Source organism: Tetzosporium hominis (assembly GCF_002265435.1).
GTDB lineage: Bacteria > Bacillota > Bacilli > Bacillales_A > Planococcaceae > Chryseomicrobium > Chryseomicrobium hominis.
This window is the reverse complement of the sequence record NZ_NOKQ01000258.1, coordinates 1-202: the sequence shown is the minus strand read 5'-3', so window position 1 is coordinate 202 and position 202 is coordinate 1. Positions and strand designations below refer to the sequence as shown.

Below are 202 nucleotides of genomic sequence, written 5' to 3'. Positions count from 1 at the left end.
ACTCAAAAGGTCAGGTCTTGAAACTGGCTGAAATCTTTAATGCTCAAGATATTTCCTTCAAGCAAATCCTCCAAGATGGAAAAGAGGGTGATAAGGCGCGTGTAGTGATTATCACTCATAAGATTAATAAAGCACAACTTGAGAATGTTTCAGCTGAGTTGGCCAAAGCTTCAGAATTTGACCTCTTGAATACCTTCAAGGT

At 39.1% G+C, this 202-nt stretch carries 1 protein-coding gene; it reads left to right on the top strand.

Annotated elements, in window-relative coordinates; translation table 11 throughout:
• Positions 1-17: 17 nt before the first annotated feature.
• Positions 18-202, top strand: a 185-nt coding sequence (locus tag CF394_RS11935; RefSeq protein WP_439332874.1) for a hypothetical protein, incomplete at its 3' end; no start/stop codon positions are given.